This window comes from Leucobacter chromiisoli (assembly GCF_016522505.1).
Classification (GTDB): Bacteria; Actinomycetota; Actinomycetes; order Actinomycetales; family Microbacteriaceae; genus Leucobacter; species Leucobacter chromiisoli.
In genome coordinates this window covers 49,995-71,223 of the sequence record NZ_JAEHOH010000010.1, presented here as the reverse complement: position 1 = coordinate 71,223, position 21,229 = coordinate 49,995, and the positions used below count along the sequence as shown (strand labels likewise).

The 21,229-nt window shown below is 71.7% G+C and carries 15 protein-coding genes; 8 read left to right on the top strand and 7 right to left on the bottom strand.

Annotated elements, in window-relative coordinates; genetic code table 11:
* Positions 1-47 precede the first annotated feature (47 nt).
* Together JD276_RS08030 and JD276_RS08025 are read right to left on the bottom strand one after the other, a co-directional pair.
* Positions 48-3,230 carry an AAA family ATPase gene (locus JD276_RS08030; protein ID WP_200115128.1) on the bottom strand — a complete coding sequence of 1,061 codons (3,183 nt, stop codon included), beginning with the start codon at positions 3,228-3,230 and terminating at the stop codon, positions 48-50.
* Complete coding sequence (locus JD276_RS08025) at positions 3,227-4,399, bottom strand: exonuclease SbcCD subunit D (protein ID WP_200115127.1); 1,173 nt, start codon at positions 4,397-4,399, stop codon at positions 3,227-3,229. Before JD276_RS08025 ends, JD276_RS08030 begins: the two co-directional genes overlap by 4 nt.
* A gap of 148 nt (positions 4,400-4,547) precedes the next feature.
* Here JD276_RS08025 and JD276_RS08020 point away from each other — a divergent pair, with 148 nt between their 5' ends.
* Both JD276_RS08020 and JD276_RS08015 read left to right on the top strand, forming a co-directional pair.
* The gene (locus JD276_RS08020) at positions 4,548-5,630 is read left to right on the top strand and encodes an NADH:flavin oxidoreductase/NADH oxidase (protein WP_200115126.1); all 1,083 of its coding nucleotides are present in this window, start codon (positions 4,548-4,550) and stop codon (positions 5,628-5,630) included.
* An 84-nt stretch (positions 5,631-5,714) separates the two neighbouring features.
* Positions 5,715-6,959, top strand: coding sequence for a winged helix DNA-binding domain-containing protein (locus JD276_RS08015; RefSeq protein ID WP_200115125.1), 1,245 nt, complete (start codon positions 5,715-5,717; stop codon positions 6,957-6,959).
* A gap of 4 nt (positions 6,960-6,963) precedes the next feature.
* On the opposite strand, the gene JD276_RS08010 is transcribed toward JD276_RS08015, so the two are convergent.
* Positions 6,964-8,124, bottom strand: coding sequence for an MFS transporter (locus tag JD276_RS08010; protein ID WP_200115124.1), 1,161 nt, complete (start codon positions 8,122-8,124; stop codon positions 6,964-6,966).
* Positions 8,125-8,226: 102 nt separating this feature from the next.
* A complete protein-coding gene (locus tag JD276_RS08005) occupies positions 8,227-10,086 on the bottom strand; it encodes an ABC transporter ATP-binding protein (protein ID WP_200115123.1) in 1,860 nt (619 codons plus the stop codon).
* A gap of 298 nt (positions 10,087-10,384) precedes the next feature.
* Here JD276_RS08005 and JD276_RS08000 point away from each other — a divergent pair, with 298 nt between their 5' ends.
* On the top strand, positions 10,385-12,127 hold the full coding sequence (locus JD276_RS08000) for a cation:proton antiporter (protein WP_200115122.1): 1,743 nt from the start codon (positions 10,385-10,387) through the stop codon (positions 12,125-12,127).
* A gap of 31 nt (positions 12,128-12,158) precedes the next feature.
* On the opposite strand, the gene JD276_RS07995 is transcribed toward JD276_RS08000, so the two are convergent.
* Positions 12,159-12,734, bottom strand: coding sequence for an isochorismatase family protein (locus tag JD276_RS07995; protein ID WP_200115121.1), 576 nt, complete (start codon positions 12,732-12,734; stop codon positions 12,159-12,161).
* 174 nt (positions 12,735-12,908) lie between these two features.
* On the opposite strand from JD276_RS07995, the gene JD276_RS07990 reads away from it, so the two are divergent.
* Together JD276_RS07990 and JD276_RS07985 are read left to right on the top strand one after the other, a co-directional pair.
* Positions 12,909-13,694 carry a GntR family transcriptional regulator gene (locus tag JD276_RS07990; protein ID WP_200115120.1) on the top strand — a complete coding sequence of 262 codons (786 nt, stop codon included), beginning with the start codon at positions 12,909-12,911 and terminating at the stop codon, positions 13,692-13,694.
* 184 nt (positions 13,695-13,878) lie between these two features.
* Complete coding sequence (locus JD276_RS07985; RefSeq protein ID WP_200115119.1) at positions 13,879-15,255, top strand: NAD-dependent succinate-semialdehyde dehydrogenase; 1,377 nt, start codon at positions 13,879-13,881, stop codon at positions 15,253-15,255.
* A 141-nt stretch (positions 15,256-15,396) separates the two neighbouring features.
* Here the strand turns inward: JD276_RS07985 and JD276_RS07980 are convergent, their stop codons facing one another.
* Entirely contained in the window at positions 15,397-15,885 is a 489-nt protein-coding gene (locus JD276_RS07980; protein ID WP_200115118.1) for an Lrp/AsnC family transcriptional regulator, read from the bottom strand.
* A gap of 194 nt (positions 15,886-16,079) precedes the next feature.
* Between JD276_RS07980 and ald the strand changes: the two genes are divergently transcribed.
* The gene (gene ald / locus JD276_RS07975) at positions 16,080-17,207 is read left to right on the top strand and encodes an alanine dehydrogenase (protein WP_200115117.1); all 1,128 of its coding nucleotides are present in this window, start codon (positions 16,080-16,082) and stop codon (positions 17,205-17,207) included.
* 261 nt (positions 17,208-17,468) lie between these two features.
* Here the strand turns inward: ald and JD276_RS07970 are convergent, their stop codons facing one another.
* Positions 17,469-18,824 carry an ATP-binding protein gene (locus tag JD276_RS07970; RefSeq protein ID WP_200115116.1) on the bottom strand — a complete coding sequence of 452 codons (1,356 nt, stop codon included), beginning with the start codon at positions 18,822-18,824 and terminating at the stop codon, positions 17,469-17,471.
* A gap of 51 nt (positions 18,825-18,875) precedes the next feature.
* Here JD276_RS07970 and JD276_RS07965 point away from each other — a divergent pair, with 51 nt between their 5' ends.
* On the top strand, positions 18,876-19,382 hold the full coding sequence (locus JD276_RS07965; RefSeq protein ID WP_200115115.1) for a hypothetical protein: 507 nt from the start codon (positions 18,876-18,878) through the stop codon (positions 19,380-19,382).
* 139 nt (positions 19,383-19,521) lie between these two features.
* Positions 19,522-21,138 (top strand): helix-turn-helix domain-containing protein, encoded by a 1,617-nt coding sequence (locus JD276_RS07960; RefSeq protein ID WP_200115114.1) that lies wholly within the window; start codon positions 19,522-19,524, stop codon positions 21,136-21,138.
* Positions 21,139-21,229 lie beyond the last annotated feature (91 nt).

Here is a 21,229-nt window from a genome sequence, read left to right as displayed (position 1 = left end):
CGAGCTCGCGCGTGCCGCGGCGGCCGCGTCGAGGATCCGGCTCAGGCTCATCGGGTCTCCCACTCTCTCACTGTCGTTTCCCGCAGGCCGCCGGGTTCCCGCACGTCATCCGGTTCCTGCGCCTCGTCCGGTTCCTGCACGCCGTCGCCGCGCAGACTGCTGATGCCGCGGTGATCGACGATCACCTCCAGCTGCGCGGGGATGCGCTCCTTCATCTCGGTCACGTGGCTGATGAGCGCGACCGTGCGGCCTCCCTCGCGCAGCGTGTCGAGGGTCGCCATCGCCTGATCCAGCGCATCGGGATCGAGCGAGCCGAAACCCTCGTCGATGAACAGCGTATCGAGTGCGATGCCGCCGGACTCGGCGGTGACCACGTCGGCGAGGCCCAGGGCGAGGGCGAGCGAGGCGAGGAACGTCTCGCCGCCCGACAGCGAGTCCGTGCTTCGAGCGCGCCCGGTGTACTCGTCGAGCACGCGCAGCCCGAGCCCGGATTGGCGGCCGCGGCTGCGGAGCCCGTCGTCGTGCTGCAGCGTATAGCGGCCGCCGACCATCGTCCGCAGACGGCGATTGGCCGCATCGACGATGGCCTCGAGCCGCGCGGCCAGGACGAAGGCCTCCAGCCGCATGCGCCGCGTGTTGGGCTCCTTGCCCTGCACAGTGTCGCTGAGGCGTCGGAGACGGCGCAGTGCCTCCATGCCCGCTGCGGCCTCGGCGACGGCGACGTCCAGGCGCTCGAGCTGCCCACGGCGCTCACGGACGCGATCCTCGGCCGTGACGGCGGCGCGTTCCGCCTCTCGCGCAGCGCCCTGCGCGGCGGTCAGCTCGGCCTCGTGCCGATCCAGCGGAACCGGATCGGCGGGCAGGCCCTGCAGCTCGGGATCCGCGAGAACGCCTGCGATCTGCTGGCGCTCGGCCTCGTGCTCTTCGATGCGCCTCCTCAGCTCGCTGCGCGCCTCCTCGGGCATCGAGGCGGCGATGGCGGCGGCGAACGATTCGAAGCCCGCTCGCGCGGTCGCTTCGCGGCACTCCTCCCAGGTCGTGTCGTACTCGGCCCGCGCCGCCGTGAGCTCCGCACCGCGCCGCAGCGTCTCGTCGAGGGCGTTCCGCAGCAGCAGCTCGGCCTGGCGGCGTTCGGCGAGCGTCTCGAAGGCGCCGCGCATGGCGCGGAGGCGCTCGGCGACCGCGGCGCGATCGCGCTCCACGATCGTGAGCTCGTGCTCCGCGGCGAGCACCGTCTCCGAGAGTCCGCGTTCGCGCTCCGCGGTCGACTCGAGCTCGGTCTCGAGCTCGGCGAGCCTCCTCCGCCGCTCGGCGAGCTCCCGCTCGGCCTCCGCCGCGGCGCTCACGGCCGAGCGAGCCTCGGCGAGGGCCCGTTCGGCTTCGACGGGGGCGCGTCCCTCGGCCTGCGCCCGCGCCTCGGCGAGGTCGGTCTCGAGCTGCCGCTCGGACGCCCGGGCGTCGTCGAGGCCGGTATTGGCCACCGCGGCCCCGCGCTCGGCCCGCTCGATCTGCTCGGACGACACGGGGTCGTCGCGGTCGGCGGGTTCGGGATGCTCGACGGCCCCGCAGACGGGGCAGGGCTCGCCAGCGCGCAGTCCCTCGGCGAGCTCGCCCGCCATGCCCTCGAGCCGGCGCGCCAGCAGGTCTCGCACCCGCGCGGCGGCATCGGCGGCATCCTCGGCCCGCTCGCTCGAGAGCCGCCGTGCCGTGGCGAGAGCCGTGGTGAGCTCGCCGGCGCGAAGAGCGGCCTCAGCCGTCCGCTCGGCTCGTTCGAGCGTGCGACGCAGCTCGTCGAGCGGCGCCGCGAGGCGGGCGAGCCGTTCGACGGAGGTGCGGGCCTCGTCGCGGAGGCCCGGCAGCACTTCGGCTCGGTTCCGCAGGGCAGCCCCTGCCTCGCGGCGCTCGGAGAGCAGGCCGCGCAGGCGCTCGGCCTCGGCCTCCAATGAGGCGAGGTCGGCCTCCCGGTCACGCGCTTCGTCGAGGGCCGCGAGAGAGGCGGCGACCTCGTCCCGCCACGGCTGCAGCACCGCGGGCTCGAGGCCCTCCGCAGCGACCGCGATCTCCGCGTCCTGGCCGCGTTCGGCGTACTCCCCGTGAGCGAGAGGCCTCTCGACGAGTGCGGCGACCCGTTGCGACTCCCCCGCCCGTTCGGCGGCCTCGATCAGGTGCTCTCGTGCGGCGCGGAGACCGTGCATGATCTCCTCCTGCTGCTGGGAGAGCCGGTTGAGCCTGGTGGAGGCCAGTTCGACCGGCGCAGCGCGGTCGGCACCCGCGAGGATCGCGCGATCCCGCTCGACCGCCGCTTCCCCCTCGGCGAGACTCCGCTCGCGCTCCCTCGCCTCCGACAGCCGTCGCTGGGCTGCGGCGAGCGTTCGGGAGAGCCGGGCCCGCTCGTCCGCCGCTCCGGCGGCGCGGGCGGTCTCGGCGGCACGGCGCCGGAGCCCGTCGGACTCGGAGCCCAGCGCGGCCACCGCCGCGGCCACCGCGCCGCGGCGCGCATCGATCGAGTCGGCGGTCTGCCCAGACCCGGCCGTCTCGGACGCGGGGTCGGGCGCCTCGGCGATGGCCGCCTCCGCCTGTTCGAGCAGACCGGAGATGCGCGCCTCCGCCCGCCCCACCGTCTCGTCGAGTTCCCGGCGCCGCTCCGCGAGCAGGCGCTCGACCTCGGCGAAGCGCTGCGTGCGGAAGAGCGTTCTGAGGGTCGCCTGGCGCTCCTGGTCCTGCGCGTGCAGGAAGCGCTGGAAACCGCCCTGGGCGAGCAGCACGACCTGGAGGAACTGCGCGTGGCTGAGCCCGAGGATCTCCTGCAGCTCGGGCGCCACGTCGACGGGCCGCGAGGCGATGCCCTCCCAATCCGATGCCGCCTCGTCCCAGCGCCACAGCCGGGCCTCCTGCTTCTGCAGCGTCGTGCCGGTGCCGCGCTGCTTCGGCCGCTGCCACTCGGGTCGCCGCTCGACCCGATAGCGCGCTCCGCCCATCTCGAAGTCGAGCGTCACCCTCGTGGGCCGCGTCGGCTCGCTGTGATCGCTGCGCACGCGGCCCGGCTGCCCGTCGTAGCGCGGCACCGCGCCGTAGAGCGCGAAGCTCACGGCGTCGAGCAGGCTCGACTTGCCCGCGCCGGTGCGGCCAGCGATCAGGAGGATGCCGCCGGCCGCGGCACGGTCGAACCGCAGCACCTGCCGGTCGCGGAACGGGCCGAAGCCCTCGAGGTCGAGCGTCAGGATCCTCATCGCGCCCCGCCCTCCCGCACCTCGGCGAGCACCTCTGCCAGGAGCTCGCGCTCGGCGTCGTCGGGCCCCTCCCCCGAGCGGACGTGTGCGAGGAACTCCCCGATCACCTCGTCGTCCCCACGACCCGCGACCCGCGAGGCGTAGCTGCGGCGGGGGCCCTCCGCCCCTCCGATCGGCGCGAACTCGATCCGGGCGCAGTGCGGGAACCGCTCCTTCAGACGGCGCATCGCGTCGATCGGACGCACGCAGTCGGTGAGCGTGGCCTCGACCCAGCTGCCCTCGTGCTTCGCGAGCCCGCTCGCACTCAGGAGCTCGTCGATCGTGCCCCGGATCCTGACCAGCGGCCGCGGCACCGGCAGCTGCAGCCAGTCGACGCGGGCGAGCCCGCCGCCGTCGAGCTCGACGAGCCAGGCCCCGCGGGGCTTGTCCGCTTCGGAGAACGAGTAGTGGAGCGGTGCGCCGCTGTACCGCACGTTCGGGGCGAGCGTGCCGCGGCCGTGGAGATGCCCCAGCGCGGCGTAGTCGACCCCGCCGAAGATGCCGGCCGGCACGAGATCGAGGCCGCCCGCCGTCAGGTCCCACACCAGATCCGAGTTCTCGAGCGCCGCGTCCCGGGCGGTCGCCTCGTTCACCGCGAAGCAGTGCGAGAGCACGACGCTGCGGTTGCCCCGCTCGGCCACGAGCCGATCCACCTCCCCCATCACCCGCGCGAGCAGGGTGCGGTGCTCGCGCAGCCGCTCGCCGGGGTACAGCTCGCGCTGCAGCATGGGCTCGAGGAACGGGACGCCGTAGAAGTCGACGGCGCCGTGCGCGTCGGTGAGCGTCAGGGGCTCCCGGAAGGCGGAGCCCCTCGTGATGACGTGCACCCCTCCCATGGCCGCCCACTCGGACTGGAAGCCCAGCCTCGCGGCGTTGTCGTGGTTGCCGCTGATCATCACGACGACGGCGCCCGCCTCGCGGATGCCGCGGATCGCCCGCGCGAGCGCCTCGTAGAGCTCGGCGGCGGGCGCGGCGTGGTCGAACACGTCGCCGGCCACGGCGACGACGTCGACCCCGTGCTCCGCGATCAGCGCCGGGAGCGCCCCGAGCACCTGGCGCAGCTGGGGAGCGGTGGAGTGCCCGTGGAAGCTCCTCCCGAGATGCCAGTCGGAGGTGTGCAAGATCTTCACGGCCGCTCCTCTCTCGTGTGCTGGGCGGACGCGTCAAGCCTGGCACAGACCGCTGACACCGGTTCGCACGACCGGCCCCCTCCCCGCTGCCGACGCGGCTCTCGCCGCAGCCGCAGGGACGCGCGCCCCGGGCTTCTAGACTCGAGGGATGGCCGATCCCATCCTGTTCCGTCCGCTCCGCCTCCGCGACGTCGAGTTCCGCAACCGCCTCTGGGCCTCGCCGATGTGCCAGTACTCGGTGACGGCCGAGGACGGCGTCGCGACCGACTGGCACCTCCAGCACCTCGGTTCGCTCGCCCGCGGCGGGGCGGGGCTCGTGCTCACCGAGGCGACCGCGGTGGTGCCCGAGGGCAGGATCTCCGCGCTCGATCTCGGGCTCTGGAACGACGCCCAGGCCGACGCGCTCGCCCGGATCGTCGACGCGGCGCACGCCCACGGCGCGAGGATCGGCGTGCAGCTCGCCCACGCGGGGCGCAAGGCCTCGACCCACCCGACGCTGCCCGGCTCCCCCTCGGGATCGCTCGCCGCCGCGGAGGGGGCGTGGGAGACCGTCGCGCCCTCCGCCATCCCGTTCGGCGACTTCGCGACCCCGCGCGCCCTCGACGCCGTCGAGCTGCCCGTGCTGGTGCGCGCCTTCGCCGACGCCGCCGACCGCGCGGTGCGAGCCGGGGCCGACGCCGTCGAGGTGCACGCGGCGCACGGCTACCTGCTGCACGAGTTCCTCTCGCCGCTGTCGAATCATCGCCGAGACGCGTACGGCGGCGAACTGGCAGGGCGGGCCCGGCTGCTCCGCGAGATCGTGCGGGAGATCCGGGATCGGCACGCGTCCCTGCCGATCCTCGTGCGCGTCTCGGCCACCGAGTGGGTGCCGGGCGGCTTCTCCGTCGAGGAGGCGACCGAGCTGTCCTCCTGGCTCGCCGACGACGGCGCCGACCTCATCGACGTCTCCTCGGCCGCGAACGTGCCGAGCGCCCCGATCCCGGTCGGCCCGTCCTATCAGGTCGGCCTCGCAGCCGAGGTGCGCCGTGGGCCGCTGCCCGTGGCCGCCGTCGGCCTCATCACCCAGGCGGCGCAGGCCGAGGGGATCCTCGCCACCGGCCAGGCCGACACGGTGCTGCTCGGGCGGGCGCTGCTCACCGACCCGCACCTGCCGATCCGGTGGGCGCACGAGCTGCGCGCGCCCTCGGCGGCGGCGCTCGTGCCGCCGCAGTACGCGCGGGCCCGGTTCTGATCCGCGCCCTCGGGCTGAGCAGGATCTCGCCCCCGCGGGTCGGCGGCGAGCCGTTCGTCGAGGGCGGGGTCTACGATTCTCGACATGACCGTCGAACTGGGTGCCGCCGACCTGCTCCGCCTCCGCATGCGCGCGCTGGGGCTCGAAGGGCTCGATCGCGGTGCTCACGGTGCCGCCCGGAGCGCCGGTTCGGCCTCTGACCGGGATCGGGATCACGACGACCCGGCCCCGGAGCGCATCGCGAGCACGGCGCGGCGCATGCTCGCGTCGCAGGGGCAGGATTGGCGGTCGGCCCGCTGGGCACTCGGCGTGCGCACGCCGGGCAGCGCGGTCGACGACGTCACGGCGGCCTTCAACCGGGGTCTCATCGTGCGCTCCTGGCCCATGCGCGGCACCATCCACGTCGTCGCCGCCGAGGACATCGGCTGGATGCAGGGCGTGACCGGGCACCGGGTGCTGGCCGGCGCGCCCAAGCGCCGCGAGTTCCTCGGCATGAGCGACGCGGCGCTCGACGCGCTGGTCGAGACCGCGGTCGAGGCCATGAGCGGCGGACGCAGCCTCGACCGGGACGAGCTCTCCGAAGTCTGGACGGGAGCCGGTCTCGAGTGGCGGAGCAACTGGCGCTACCACCTGATCTGGTGGCTGTGTCAGAACGGGATCGCCACGCTCGGCCCCGTCGTCGACGGGGAGCCGCGGCTCGTGCTCGCCGACGACTGGATCGCCTCGCCGCGCCGTCTCGAGGGCGACGAGGCGCTCGCCGAGTTCGCGCTCCGCTACGCGGGCGCTCGCGGTCCGGTCACCGCCAAGGACTTCGCCTGGTGGACCGGTCTCACCGCGCGCGACGCGAGACGGGGGCTCGCGCTCGCCGCCGAGGCCGGGCGGCTGGCGCCGCTGCGCGTGGCCGATTCCCCCGCCGAGTTCTGGGCGGCGCCCGAGGCGCTCGACGAGCTCTCCGGTTCGGGCGGATCCGGCGCAGGGTCGCGCGCCGGCGCAGGATCGCGCGCGGGTTCGGGCATCGGGTCCCGTGGGGGCGCGTGGCTGCTGCTGCCGGCGTTCGACGAGCACCTGCTCGGCTACACCGACCGCTCGGCGCAGCTCGATCCCGCGCACTTCGAGCGCATCGTGCCGGGCCGCAACGGGATGTTCCTCGCCACGGTCGTGCACGACGGGCGCGTGGTGGGCACCTGGAAGCGCGGCACCCGCAAGGGCGAGGACGTGAGCGCCACCGCGCTGCCGGGCGAGCGCCTCGACGCCGCGGCGCTCGCCCCCGTCGCGGAGCGGTGGGGCGCCTTCCACGGCAGATCCGGGACGGCGATCGCGGTGGCCTGAGGCCTCAGCGGGGCCGGCGCAGCTGGAAGACGAGCGCGAGCAGGGCGAGCAGCGAGGCGGCCGAAATGGCGACGGGCAGCGAGGCGGCCGTGGTGATGCCGCCGACGGCGGGGCTGAGCCCGAGGCTCGCCACGCGCATGATCCAGCTGATCCACGTCACGCCGGCGTGCGGGCGCAGGCCCGGCATGGCGTCGGCTCCGGCGAAGGCGAGCGGGATCGTGACCGCGCTGCCGAAGCCGGCGAGCGCGAGGCCCGCCAGCGTGAGCCACGCCCACGGCGCCCATGCGGCGAGGACGAAGCCTCCGGCGATCATGACCAGGCTGACGAGGAGCGCGGCCCGGTTGCCGACGCGGTCGATGAATCGGTCGCCGACGAGGCGGCCGGCGAACTGCGCTCCCAGCAGGACGCTCAGACCGATCCCAGCCGACGCGACCGGAACGCCGCGCTCCGTGGCGAGCAGCACGGCTGACCAGTTGTTGCCGATGTCCTCGACCGCGATCCCGGCCAGCGCGACGAGCGCGAGCGGAATCAGCAGCCGCAGGGCGCGAGCGCCGATCCTGCCGGTGCCCGGATCCGCGGTCTCCCCGACGTGAGCATCGGCGAGGAAGAAGCGCCCCGACCAGGTCATCGCGACGACGCAGACGACCCCCCAGGCGGCCACGTGGACGAGCAGCGGCACGCCCAGCGAGCCGGCGACCGTGCCCACGACCCCGCCGACGGCGGCTCCCACGCTCCAGCCGGCGTGCATCGAGGAGAGCAGCGACCTGCCGTAGGCCTCCTGCACCCGGAGGCCCTGCGCGTTCTCCGCCACGTCGACCGCGGCGTCGCCGAAGCCGGCGAGCACGAGACCGACGACGAAGAGCCACAGCTGCCCCGTCGCGACCCCGAGGGTGGCGAGCACCAGCGCGAGCGCGATCCAGACCGTCCCGGTCGACGTGGCACCGCGGCTGCCCAGGCGGCGCAGGATCGCGCCCGGCAGCTGGAACGCTCCGGCGGCGCCGAGGAGGTAGCCGACCACCACGATGCCGAACACGGCGGCGTCGATCCCGAGGAGCTCCTTCACCTCCGCGTACCGGGCCATCAGGGTCGCGGGCAGCGCGCCGTTCGTGGCGAAGGCGATCATCGTCGCGACGCGGGCGCGGCGACGGTCGGCGAGGGGAGACATCTGCACCATCGTAGTGGCGGGGCGACCGCCGTCGCGATCCCGGCGAAGCGACGGGGCCCCGGGCCGGCTCCTCACCCGATGCTTCACGGGCGGCGGCGCGGCTCAGCCGATCACGTCGAAGCGCTTGAGGCGCTTGCGATCGGCCTTCGACGTCGAGTTCTGCAGGGCGAGCAGCTCGGCGTAGATGCCCCCGGACTCGGTGAGCTCGGCCGGGGTGCCGATCTCGTCGATGCGCCCGTCGCGCAGCGTGATGATGCGGTCGACCTCGGCGATCGTCGAGAGGCGGTGCGCGATGATCAGGCTGGTGCGCCCCCGCATGAGCTCCTCGAGGCCGGCCTGCACGAGGCGCTCCGACTTCGTGTCGAGCGCGCTCGTCGCCTCGTCGAGCACGAGGATGGGCGCGTCCTTCAGCATGGCCCGCGCCACGGCGATGCGCTGCTTCTGGCCGCCCGAGAGCTTCATCCCCCGCTCGCCGATGACGGTGTCGTAGCCCGCGGGGAACTTCTCCACGAAGATGTCGACGGCGGCCCGCTTCGCCACCTCCTCGATCTCCTCGCGGCTCGCATCGGGGCGCCCGTAGGCGATGTTCTCGGCGATGGTGCCGGAGAAGAGCGAGGGATCCTGGAACACGACGCCGATGCTGCGGCGCAGCGCGGAGAGGTCGCCGTCGATCCCGGCGACCTCGATGCTGCCGGAGCGCGGCGAGTACAGCCCCAGCAGCAGGTTGATCAGGGTGCTCTTGCCGCCGCCGGACTCTCCGACGAGCGCCACCCGCTCGCCGCGCGCCATGTCGAAGGAGATGCCGGAGACCACGTCGTCGTCCTCGTCGTACCCGAAGCGCACGTTCCTGAACGACGCCATCGGCGCGTCGCCGCCGTCGCGCGAACCGGGAGCGCCGGGAGAGGCCGCATCGCGGATATCCGCCGCATCGCGGCGACCCGTCGCTCGGCCGGCCGGTCCCCCGTCGAGATCCGCCGGGTCGATCTCCATGACCTCGAAATACGACTTCGATCCCGCGATGGCCCGCTGGGCGGAGTCGACGACCCAGCTGAGGCTCGTCACCGGCTGCCGCGCCATCGCCATGAGCTGGATCAGCATCACCATCTCGCCGGGCGTGAAGTGCCCCGTCACGGTGCGCACGAAGATGATCACGTAGAGGGCGAAGAAGATCACGTTCAGCACGCCGCGGCGCAGGCCGTCCATGAGGTGCCAGTGCCGGGACTGCTCGGCGGTGAGCTGCACCGTCTCGTCGAAGTGCTCCTCGAAGTGCTGCAGCTCGCTGCGCTCCCGCACGAACGATTTGACCACGCGGATCTGCCCGACGACCTCGGAGAACCGGCCCGAGGCGATATCGACGTGCTCGTTCTTGCGTCCCTCCAGCCGCTGCCACTTCCGGCTCGTCAGCGCCGTCAGCCAGAGATAGAGGGGGTAGGCGATGAGCAGCAGCAGCGCGAGCGGCCAGTAGTGCCAGGCGCTGATCGCGAGCACCGCCACCGTCGTCATCAGCATCGTCACGAACATGTTCGAGAACGACTTCATGAAGTTGGTGACCTCGGAGATCGACCGGTTCAGGCGGGCCACGATGGTGCCCGTGAGCTCGTTGTCGTAGTAGCGCTGCGGCAGGGAGAGCAGTTTCTCGAAGTAGCGCGTGGAGAGGATGGTGCGCATCTTCGCGCTCATCACGTCGCCCCAGTACCCGCCGATGTTGCTGACGAAGGTCTCGACCAGGCTCGCCGCCAGCAGCGCGAGCGAGAGCAGCACCACGATCCGGATCGCGTCGTCCGGCACCCCCTCGCCACCCGCGATCGAGCGCACGGCCTCCACCACCACGTCGGTCGCCTTCCCCGTGATGAAGGGGACCGACAGCCCCGCGGCGGTCACCACGGCGGCCGCGACCATGATCCCGATGTAATAGGGGGTCAGCGATCTGGTGAACTGCAGGATCCGCATGAGCGTGGACACGTGAGATGGCCTCCGAGAAGAAGTTCGCCCGTCGCGGCGGAATCGCCCGGGGAACCTCGCAGGGAAGCCCGGGCGAGTCTCCCGGTGCACCTCTCGGGCGAGGTCCTGGGCGAGCCGCGCAGGCCCCCCAGGATAGTACGAACCCTCGGTCGCCACGGATGCGCGGTATCGACCCGCATATGCCGCATCGGTGACCGATGAGCATCCGCCTCGACGATCTTCACCCCGACAGGTCGGCTATCGCCCGGGTCACGGTCCCGAGGCCCTCGCCTGCGAGACGCGGCTCTAAGCTGAGTACATGGAAATCGGGTTGCTCGCCGTGGCGGCGGTGGTGCTGGTGGTCGGAACGGCCATCGTCGCCGGCCGGATCGGGATCGCCGCGCCGCTCATCCTCGTCGTCGTGGGCATCGGCATCGGCTACCTGCCGTTCGTCCCCCGCGTCGTGATCGATCCCGAGATCATCCTCATCGGAGCCCTTCCCCCGCTGCTCTACGCCGCGGCGGTCAACGTGCCGCTCGTCGACTTCCGCCGCAACCTCAAACCGGTGGTCGGGCTCTCGGTCCTGCTCGTCATCATCTCGGCACTCGTCGTCGGCGTGCTGCTGCACCTGCTCGTGCCCGCGATCCCGCTGCCCGTCGGCATCGCCCTCGGCGCCGTGATCAGCCCCACCGACGCGGTCGCGGCGACCTCCATCGGCAAGCGGCTCGGCATGCCCGAGCGGCTGGTGTCGATCCTCGAGGGCGAGAGCCTGGTCAACGACGCGACCTCGCTCGTGCTCCTGAAGACCGCGCTCGCGGCGGTGGCGGGCAGCTTCGTGTTCTGGGACGCCGCGGGTTCCTTCGCCTTCGCGGTGACCGCCGCGATCGCGATCGGGTTCCTCATCGGCGTCATCACCGTCTGGGTGCGCTCGAAGCTGAGGAACCCGGTCTACGACACCGTCGTCTCCTTCATCGTGCCCTTCGTCGCATTCATCCCCGCGGAGGAGGTCGGCGCCTCGGGGGTGCTCGCGGTCGTCGTCACCGGCCTCTACACGGGGCACCACTCGGCGCGGAGATTCAGCGCGACCGCGCGGATGAACGAGCGGCTGAACTGGCGCACGGTGCAGTTCGCGATCGAGAACGGCGTGTTCCTCGTCATGGGGCTGCAGCTGCACGCCCTGGTGGACGAGGTCGGCGACAGCGGATTCCAGCTGCGGCACGTCGGCCTGATCGCGCTCGGCCTCGTCGTCCTCCTGATCCTCTGCCGCACGGTCTTCCTGGTCCCGCTGCTCTGGTCCATGCGGGGCGACCTGGATCGCTACGAGGCCCGCTCCGAGGGATTCACCCGGCTGACGGATCGCGTGCGCGAGAAGGGCTCGGGATCGGAGCGCAGCAGGAGGCAGCTGCGGAAGCTCACGCTCATGCAGCGGCGCTCCGAGGCCGATCTCGCCCACGAGCGCGAGAGGCGCCTCGGATGGCGCGACGGCGCGGTCCTCTCCTGGAGCGGGATGCGCGGTGTGGTCACCCTCGCCGCCGCGCAGTCGATTCCCGTCGAAGTGCCCTACCGCGCCCAGGTGGTGCTGATCGCGTTCCTCGTCGCGGCGGCGACGCTGCTGCTGCACGGGCTGACCCTGCCGATGGTCATCCGCAGGCTGTGGCCGGACGGGCAGGAGTCGAGCTCGTCGGCGCGGGAGCTCATCGCCCTGAGCAAAGACCTGGTAGAGGAGGGAACCGCGGCGCTCGACGAGACCCTCGCGGCGGAGCAGGAGGACGGGTCGTACCCCGAGCCCTCCCCCGCCATCGTCGAGCGGGTGCGCGCCACGGCTCGGAACTCGCTCGCGCCGATCGCGCTCTCGCTGCCGCACACCGGGTCGCCGCAGGGGCAAGCCGTCGAGACCGCGGCGCAGGCCTACCTGCGCCTCTCGCGGGTGGTGCTCGACGCCCAGCGGGCGGCCCTGCTCGAGGAGCGCGCGATCGGCCGCTACAGCTCGGCCACCCTGCGCCTCGCCGAGCTCGCGCTCGACGAGCACGAGGCCCGACTCACCCCGCCCGCGGAGCACTGAGCGCAGGCGGAGCACTGAACCCGCAGGCGACTCACGCGATCTCGACGCCGGCGGATGCGAGCTCCTTGAGCGCGGCCACAGTGCTCTCCGGGGCGACTCCCGCGACCATGCCGCTGAGCACCCGCGCCTCGCATCCGGCCTCGACGGCGTCGAGGGCGGATGCCCGCACGCAGTAGTCCGTCGCGATGCCGACGACGTCGATGCGGTCGACGCCGTGCTCTGCGAGCACCTCCGCGAGAGCCCGGCCGTCCGTCGTCTCCCCCTCGAAGGCGGAGTAGGCGGGCCGCCCCATCCCCTTGCGCACGTGCACGTCGACGCGGTCGATGTCGAGCGCGGGGTGGTAGTCGGCCCCCTCCGTGCCCCGCACGCAGTGCCGCGGCCAGGTCTCGCGGAAATCGGGTTCGGCGCCCTCCGCTGCGAAGTGGCCGCCGTTGTCGCCCTCGGCGTCGTGCCAGTCGCGCGAGGCCACCACGAGGTCGTAGCGATCCCGCGATTCGCGCAGCAGCTCGGTGACCCTCGCCACGACGGCCGAGCCGCCCGCGACGCCGAGCGCGCCGCCCTCCGTGAAGTCGTTCTGCAGGTCGACGATGAGCAGTGCTCGAGACATGCCGGTCGTTCCCTTCTCGCACCAAAGCAGGATCCGAACCTCATTGTCGCAGGAGGTCGCGATGGTGACCACCGCGAACGCGGCGCCGGGCGATCCCGCAATGCAGAGCGTCGCCCCGCCCCCGCCGCGTCGGAGTTCTGCTAGCCTCGGCGCAGAGTCAGAAAGGCAGCAGGAATGTCAGAGACTTCTGCCCAGGCCACCCCGCTTCAGGCCGGTGACCGCAGGCTTGAGCCCGTCAACGCCTCCATGACGCTCTCGAAGAAGGACGCCGCCCGCAGAGAGATCCGTCGGTCGATCATCACGGGGTCTCTGCAACCCGGAGAACGGCTCACCGAGCACCAGCTCGCCGACTCGCTCAAGGTGAGCCGCCCCACCGTCCGTGAGGCGCTTAACGAGCTGGCCGATGAGGGCCTGGTTACGAGGTCTCCCCACCGCGGTGTCAAAGTCTCGGCATTGCACCCCGCAACCTTTCACGACATCGCCCTGGGCAGGATCGCTCTCGACATGGTCGCGGTCGACGCCATCCTGTCCGACGAGTCCGGTGAGAGATTCGAGCGGGTCGAGCGGTGCTGGCGGCAGTACGAGATCGAGGCCTTCGATCCCGACCCCGTCGTACAGCACGACGCGCACCTCGCGTTCCACCAGGGGATCTGGGAGGCTTCGGAGAACTACCTCCTGACGAAACTGTGGCCCGTGACGGCCGCCCAGATCACGATCGCGCTCGCGGAGGACCAGCGCAGGCGCTCAGATCCCGAGCGAGAGCATCGCGTCCACAGCGCCCTCATGGATGCATTGCGCACCGGTGATCGCAGAGTGATCGAGCGGCGGATATCGCTGCACATCCTCACGAGCGCAGAACGCATCGCCAAATTCATGGCGGAGAAGGGTCGCCCCAGCACGGGCGGGGCGGGCGGGATCGACCGCGCCGCGGCGGGCCAGCTCCCGTCGACGAGCCGGTAGGGGCCGAAATCAGTCGAAGACGGTACGGTTCTGGTATGGCGATGACGCCTGGCTCGCGGGATACTCGCCCGGAGCCGGGTTCTCGTGCGCGACCGAGTGGAGTGATAGCTTTCAGAAATCCAAACTGACAGTTCAGTCGCAATGGGCGCACCCTCGCGCCGACCCGAAACTTTCAAGGAGAAACATGTCGAAGTACCGTGTCCAGAACCCCGCAACCGGCGAGATCGTCGAGACCTTCGAGGCAGCCACCGACGAGCAGATCGAGCAGGCGATCTCGAGCGCCGACTCCGTCTACCGCGAATGGCGGGAGAAGAGCGTCTACGAGCGCGCCCAGGTCGTGAAGCGGGTCGCCGAGATCTTCGAGGAGCGCAAGGACGAGCTCGCCCGCATCATCGCCCTCGAGATGGGCAAGTCGATCGCCGAGTCGATCGACGAGGTCGAGTTCGCGCGCGACATCATCGAGTACTACGCGGTGCACGGCCCCAGCCTGATCACCGACTACGAGATCCCCAGCACGATCCCCGGCAAGGCGTACATCGAGCACCGCCCCGTCGGCGTGCTGCTCGGCGTGATGCCGTGGAACTTCCCCTACTACCAGGTCGCCCGCTTCGCGGCCCCGAACCTGGTGCTCGGCAACACGATCCTGCTCAAGCACGCCGACATCTGCGCGCGCTCCTCGCTCACGATGCAGGAGATTTTCGAGGAGGCCGGCGTTCCGGTCGGCGGCTATCAGAACGTCTTCGCCTCGCACGACCAGATCGCCACGATCATCGCCGACCCCCGTGTCCAGGGCGTCTCGCTCACCGGCTCGGAGCGCGCAGGCGCGATCATCGGCGAGCAGGCGGGGCGCCATCTGAAGAAGTGCGTGCTCGAGCTCGGCGGCATCGACCCCATGGTCGTGCTCGACGCCGACGACGTGGCGGCGGTCGCCAAGGAGGCGTGGGCCTTCCGCGTCTACAACGGCGGCCAGGTGTGCAACTCGAACAAGCGCCTGATCGTGATGGACGACATCTACGACGAGTTCGTGGCCGAGCTGAAGAAGCTCGCCGAGGGCCTCGTGCCGGGCGACCAGCTCGATCTGGCGGACGGCGCCTTCGTGCCGCTCTCGACCCGCACCGCGGCCGAGACCGTCAACGCCCAGGTGCAGAAGGCCGTCTCCGAGGGGGCGACCCTCGAGGCCGGCGGCGTGCTCGCGGACGGCCCCGGCGCGCACTTCTCGCCCGCCGTGCTGACCGGTGTGCCCCGCGACTCGGAGTCGTACCGCGAGGAGATCTTCGGCCCCGTCGCCACCGTCTACAAGGTCTCGAGCGACGAGGAGGCGCTGGAGTTGGCGAACGACTGCGAGCTCGGACTCGGCGGCTCGGTCTTCTCCACCGACGAGGCTCGCGCCGCCAAGGTCGCCTCGCGCCTCGAGACGGGGATGACCCACGTGAACACCATCGCCGCGGAAGCGGCCGAGATGCCCTTCGGCGGCGTGAAGCGCTCCGGCTTCGGCCGCGAGATGGGCCCCGTCGGCATCGGTGAGTTCGCGAACAAGCGCCTGTACTTCGTCGCGAAGTAACGCGCCAGACGCAGCGGGGGGGGGGGGGGGGGGGGGCCCCCCCCCCCCCCCCCGCGGGGGACCCCCAACCGGGACCCCGGGGGGGGGGGGGTTTTTCCTCCCCCCCGCCCCCCCCGCTGCGTCTGCATCCGAATCCGGTTCCTATTCGGAGCGCACCGGGTTCTGGAAGTGGCTGAACACGATGCTCGTGCGGGTCGACGAGACCGCGGGGTGGGCCGACAGATGCTCGATGACGAAGTCGCGCACGTGATCCGCGTCGCGCGCCGCGAGGTGGATGATGAAGTCCTCGTCGCCGCCGAGGAAGAACAGCTGCATCACCTCGGGGAGAGCGGCGATCTCCTCGCTCAGCTCCCGGATCCGCTGCCTCGCCCCCGAGCGCACGGTGACGCTCACGAGCACCTGCAGCCCGAGACCCATGGCCCTGGGGTCGACGCTCGCGGTGAAGCCGGTGATCACCCGTCGCGACACGAGGCTGCGGACTCGCGCGATGCAGGTCGATGCGGCCACGCCGACGCGCTCCGCGAGCTCCGCGTTCGTGATCCTCCCGTTGGTCTGCAGTTCCGCGATAATCTTCCGATCGACCTCGTCCAGTTCCGTTTCCTGCTGCAGATTCTTCGACGACTCAGCCACACCCGATCCCATTTGCACATCATTTCCAGCCAATCCCCTCGATTCCCGAAGAGAATTCACCGATTTACTACTGATCCCGAATATACTGCACAATCGATACGTATCCCGCAAGCTCCCGGCGCCGAACAGCGCGTCGGAACGCTTCGGCGAGCAGGGCCATCAGAACATTCCGAGCAGTCATTACGGAGCACATCATGCGCGTCGGCATTCCCACCGAAATCAAGAACAACGAGAACCGTGTCGCCATCACGGAGGCCGGGGTCTTCGAGCTCAGCCGCCGCGGTCACGAGGTCCTCGTCCAGGCCGGCGCCGGCCTGGGCTCGGCCATCACCGACGAGGCCTACGTCGCCGCCGGTGCCACGATCGTCGAGGGCGCCGACGACGTCTGGGCTCAGGCCGACATGATCCTCAAGGTCAAGGAGCCCATCGCCGCCGAGTACGACAAGATGCGCAGGGACCAGGTGCTGTTCACCTACCTCCACCTCGCGGCGTCGCGCGAGTGCACCGACGCGGTGCTCTCCTCCGGCACCACCGCCATCGCCTACGAGACCGTGCAGCTGCCGAGCCGCGCGCTGCCGCTGCTCGCCCCCATGTCCGAGGTCGCGGGCCGCCTCTCGGCCCAGGTCGGCGCCTACAGCCTGATGAAGGCCAACGGCGGTCGCGGCGTGCTGCTCGGCGGGGTCACCGCGACCCGCCGCGGCAAGGTCGTCGTGATCGGCGGCGGCGCGGCCGGCGAGCAGGCCGCGCGCATCGCGTTCGGCATGGGCGCCGAGGTCACCATCATCGACATCGCCATCCCCCGCCTGAAGCAGCTGGAGGACGAGTTCAGCGGCCGCATCCAGACCCGCACCTCGAATGCGCACAACATCACCGAGGCGCTCAAGGACGCTGACCTCGTCATCGGCTCCGTGCTGATCCCCGGCGAGAAGGCCCCGAAGCTCGTGACCGACGAGATGGTCGCGCAGATGAAGCCGGGCTCCGTGCTCGTCGACATCGCCATCGACCAGGGCGGCTGCTTCGAGAACTCGCGGCCCACCACGCACGACGACCCGACGTTCCCCGTGCACAACTCGATCTACTACTGCGTCGCGAACATGCCCGGCGCCGTGCCCGAGACCTCGACCGCGGCGCTCACCAACGCCACGCTCCCCTACGTCGTCGCTCTCGCCGACAAGGGCTGGGTCAAGGCGCTGAACGATGACGCGTCGCTCGCGAAGGGCCTGAACGCCCATGACGGCGTGCTCACCTTCAAGGGCGTCGCCGAGGCGTTCCCCGAGCTCGCCTACTCCTCCGTGGAGGATGTGCTGGCGGCGCAGGCGTAACGAGAACGCGCCAGCGTTCTCGTAGCCTGCGGTGCCGCACACGGCCGCAGCCCACGGAGCGAAGCGAGGGGCGGCTGGCGGCGCAGGCGTAACGAGAACGCACCGCAGAGGCCTCGAGAGGTGGGGTTTGGGGGGGGGTGTGGCGAGGGGGGGCCCCAATAGACCCCCCCCCGGGGCGCCTGGTGTGGGCGCGCGGGGCGCGGCCCCCGCCCCCCCCCCCCCCCCCCCCACCTCTCGGCGCGCAGAGGCGCCCTCGCTCGGCTACAGCCGGGCGAGGGCGTCGATGTCTTCCAGGAAGGAGTGGATGTCGGTCTCGGAGACCGTCGCCCGGGTCACCTCGAGCGCTGCGAGGTAGTCGGAGGTCGTGAGTTCGGCCGCCGTATCGCCCGGCGCACCCGCGGCCCGCCCGGTCTCGTCGGCACCGTCGGCGCCGCCGGCGCGCGAACGGTCCGCGCCCGCCCGCGAGCGCAGGGCCCTCGCCAGCGCCTCCTGGGAGGCCCGCCGCGCGGCGTACTCGATGTCGGCGGGGGTGAGGCCCTCGCTCCGCGCCACCAGCACCTCGAAATCGATCTCGTCGGCGATCCCGCCCGGCACGTAGCGGCCCCAGATGGCGCGCCGCGCCTCGGCGTCGGGCAGCCCGATCGGCAGCACGTAGTCGAAGCGTCCGTGCCGCAGGAAGGCGGCGTCGAGCGCGCGCACGAAGTTCGTCGCGCAGACGAGCAGCAGCCCCTCCCGGTCGCGGAAGTCCGCGACGAGCTTCAGCAGCTCGTTCGTCACGCCCTGCGTCGGGGACGGCGGATCTCCACGACGCTGGGAGGCAATCTCCTCCACCTCGTCGATGAACACCACCGCGTGCTCGAGCTGCCCGATCCGCTCGAAGATGCCCCGCAGCGACGCCGCCATGCCGGCGGGGCCGTCGCCCAGACGGGAGGGGAAGACCTCGACGAACGGCCAGTCGAGGCGCGAGGCGACCGCCTTCGCGAACGTCGTCTTGCCGGTGCCGGGAGGGCCGAACAGCATCACCGCCCGCGGGGGCACGACGCCGTAGCGGTCGGCGAGGTCGGGCTGCGCGAGCGGCGCCACGAGCCGCTCCTCGAGCAGCTGCTTCTCCTGCCGCATGCCCGCCACGTTCTCCCAGAGGTGACGGGGCAGGATCCTGCCGCCCACATCCTTCAGCAGATCGAGCTCGCGCCGCTGCACGGGCATCTGCCGCTCGAGGTAGCGCAGTCGGTGGCGCATCTGGAAGCCGTTCGTGGTGAGGGCGTCGAGGCGATCGCCTCCCTCGGGCATGAGCACGGAGAGCGTGGAGAGCCCGAGCGGGGCCATCTTCCGCTCGAGAGCGTCGAGCAGCTGAGCCGAGACGCTCTCCTCGGAACGGGCGGCCTCGGAGAGCCCGAAGAAGACGATCCACCCCTGCGCGTGAGCGGCCCGCCCGACGGCCGCGGCGACGACCTGCTCGTCCCTGACGGCGACGACGGCGTGATCCTCGCGGCACGACGCGATGACCTCGGCGAGCGAGTAGACCTGCTGCTCGGTGGGCGTGTTCAGCTCCTCCCACAGCCTGACGATCGCGTCGAGGTCGTCGTCGTGGAATTCGCGGATGTGTGTGCGTCCCATGCGCCCATCCTGGCAGAAGAGCGGGCCAGCCGAGGAGGTTAGGCTGGGTGCATGGACCTCAAGTTCAGTTTCGGCGGCTCGGAACCCGAGCACCACGATCACGGAGCAGCATCCGGCACGACGCCGGACGGTGTTCCGCCCGGCGGGATCCCCCTCCCCTTCTCGACCGCTCCGGCGTCGTCGAGCGGGGTGCTGGAGCTGGCCGTGCGGCGCTCCGGCGGCACCCTGGTCGCCGAGGCGGTCTCGGGCGACGGCGTCACCTACGGCCGCTCCGAGGTCCGCCTGGGAGGAGAGGACCCCGCGGCCCTCGCCGCCGCCGTTCGCTCGGCGCTCTCGCGAGTGGTCGCCGAGCTCGGCGTTCCGCTCGCCGGATCGGTCACCGCGCTGACGCTCGACCTCGCGGCAGCCGCGCATCCCGTCGTCGCCGAGCTCGGCTTCCCGACGCACGGGGATCCCGGATCGGCGAAACCGCGCGACCCGGGGGCCACGGCCGTGACCGACACGGCGTTCCAGCGCCGTACCGGCATCGCGGCCGGCACTCCCGTTCGCACCGTCTAGACGGCGCGCCGGCAGACAGAGGCGGAGACCGGAAGACCGAGGCCGACAGGGGCCGGGCGTCCAGACGCCCGCCCGCACCGGACGAATATGCGAAAGCCCGCACCGGCCGGCCGGGCGTGAGCCCGCGTAGCATTGGGGCGTGTCCCTGAGTCTCCGCAAGCTGCTGCAGAACCCGTCCCTCCACCTCCGCCTCGTCGTCGGCGGCAAGGACGACGCACCCGAGCAGCACGCCTTCGACCAGGAGTTCGAGTGGCTGCACGCCACCGACATGATCGACCCCACACCGTTCCTGGGGCCGGCCGAGGTCATCCTGACGCTCGGCTGGCAGTTCCCGGTGACGAGCTCGGCCGACCCCTCAGTTCCGGAGGTCCGGGTCTCCCCCGAGCGCCTGGACCGCATCTACGACGACTACGCCGCCCTCGTCGCCGCGCACGGCGTGATCGGCATCGGCTTCGGCAGCGACGTGCTGCACAAGGGGGTGCCCCACGAGCTCGCCCGCGCCTGCATCCGGCACGGGCTGATCCTCTTCGACGTCCCCTACGAGATCTCGTTCATGGACCTGCTGCAGGAGGCCGCACGCGTGCTGCAGCGCGACCAGACCGAGCGGTACACCCGGTCGCTGCGAGCGCAGAAGGCCATCGCCAACGCCGCCACGCGTCGCGACGGGCTCACCGCGACGCTGCGGGAGACCGCGAGGCAGCTCGGCTGCGGCGTCGCCCTCTACGATTCGCTCGGCCACCCGGTCACCCTGGTCGAGGCGCCGGAGGGACCGCGCGTGCAGGAGGCCGAGCTGACCCCCATCGTGCGGAGGACCCTCGAGGGCGAGCTGCGCTTCCGTTCCACGCAGGTGACTCCGGAGGTGGAGGCCGTGCTCCAGATGCTCGGCGAGCCCGGGGACCCGAGCGGCATGCTCGTGCTCACCCTCAGCCGCGGTTTCGACGACGTGTCGCGCAACGTGCTGTCGAGCGTGCTCGCGCTCGTGAGCGTCTCGCTCGAGCAGAACCAGGCGCTCGCCTCGCTGCACACCACGCTGCGCCAGGCGCTGCTGCAGCTGCTGCTCTCCGGCAGCATCGGCGTGACGAGGCACATCGTCGAGAGCGTCTGGGGCCCGCTGCCGACACCGCCGATCGTGACGCTGGTCGGGATTCCGCAGCACTTCGATGCGGGTCGGATCATGCCGGCGCTCGAGTCGATGAGCCCCGAGGAGGAGCGCCCGGTCTTCTTCGCCCAGTACCGCAGCGACATCGCGGTGCTCGTGCACGAGGACGACGCCGAGCGCGTGATCCGGCAGTTGCGATCGTTCGGCATGGTGCTCGGGCGATCCCGCTGCGACCGCTGGGAGGGGCTGGAGCTCGCCCTCGAGGAGGCGAAGAAGGCCGCGGAGTTCGGCCTGCGCCGCGGGGCGGCGGGGGTCACCGCGTTCCCCGACATCTGGCGTGACGGCGTGGCCGACCTCATCGACGCCTCCGATGCGACGCACGTCGCCCGCCGGGTGCTCGGCCCGCTGAGCGCGCACGATCGCGCGCAGGGCTCCGAGCTGCTCCGCACGCTGCAGGTCTGGCTGAAGCACCACGGTCGGCAACTCCCCGCGGCGAGAGAGCTCGAGGTGCACCGGCACACGCTGACCAACCGGCTGGATCAGATCGCCTCGCTCACGGGCTCGGATCTCGAGGACTTCCAGGTGCGCGCCGACCTCGCGCTCGCCCTCCGCTACTACCGCCGCGAGCAGACTGTCGAAGAGAGCGCCCGCGGGTAGCGCTTCTGAAATATATCTCACCCCTGTCGGCTGGACAACTGGTCCAGGCCCATCGAAGAATGCGTCATTCTGTCCAATGCGACATCGTTGT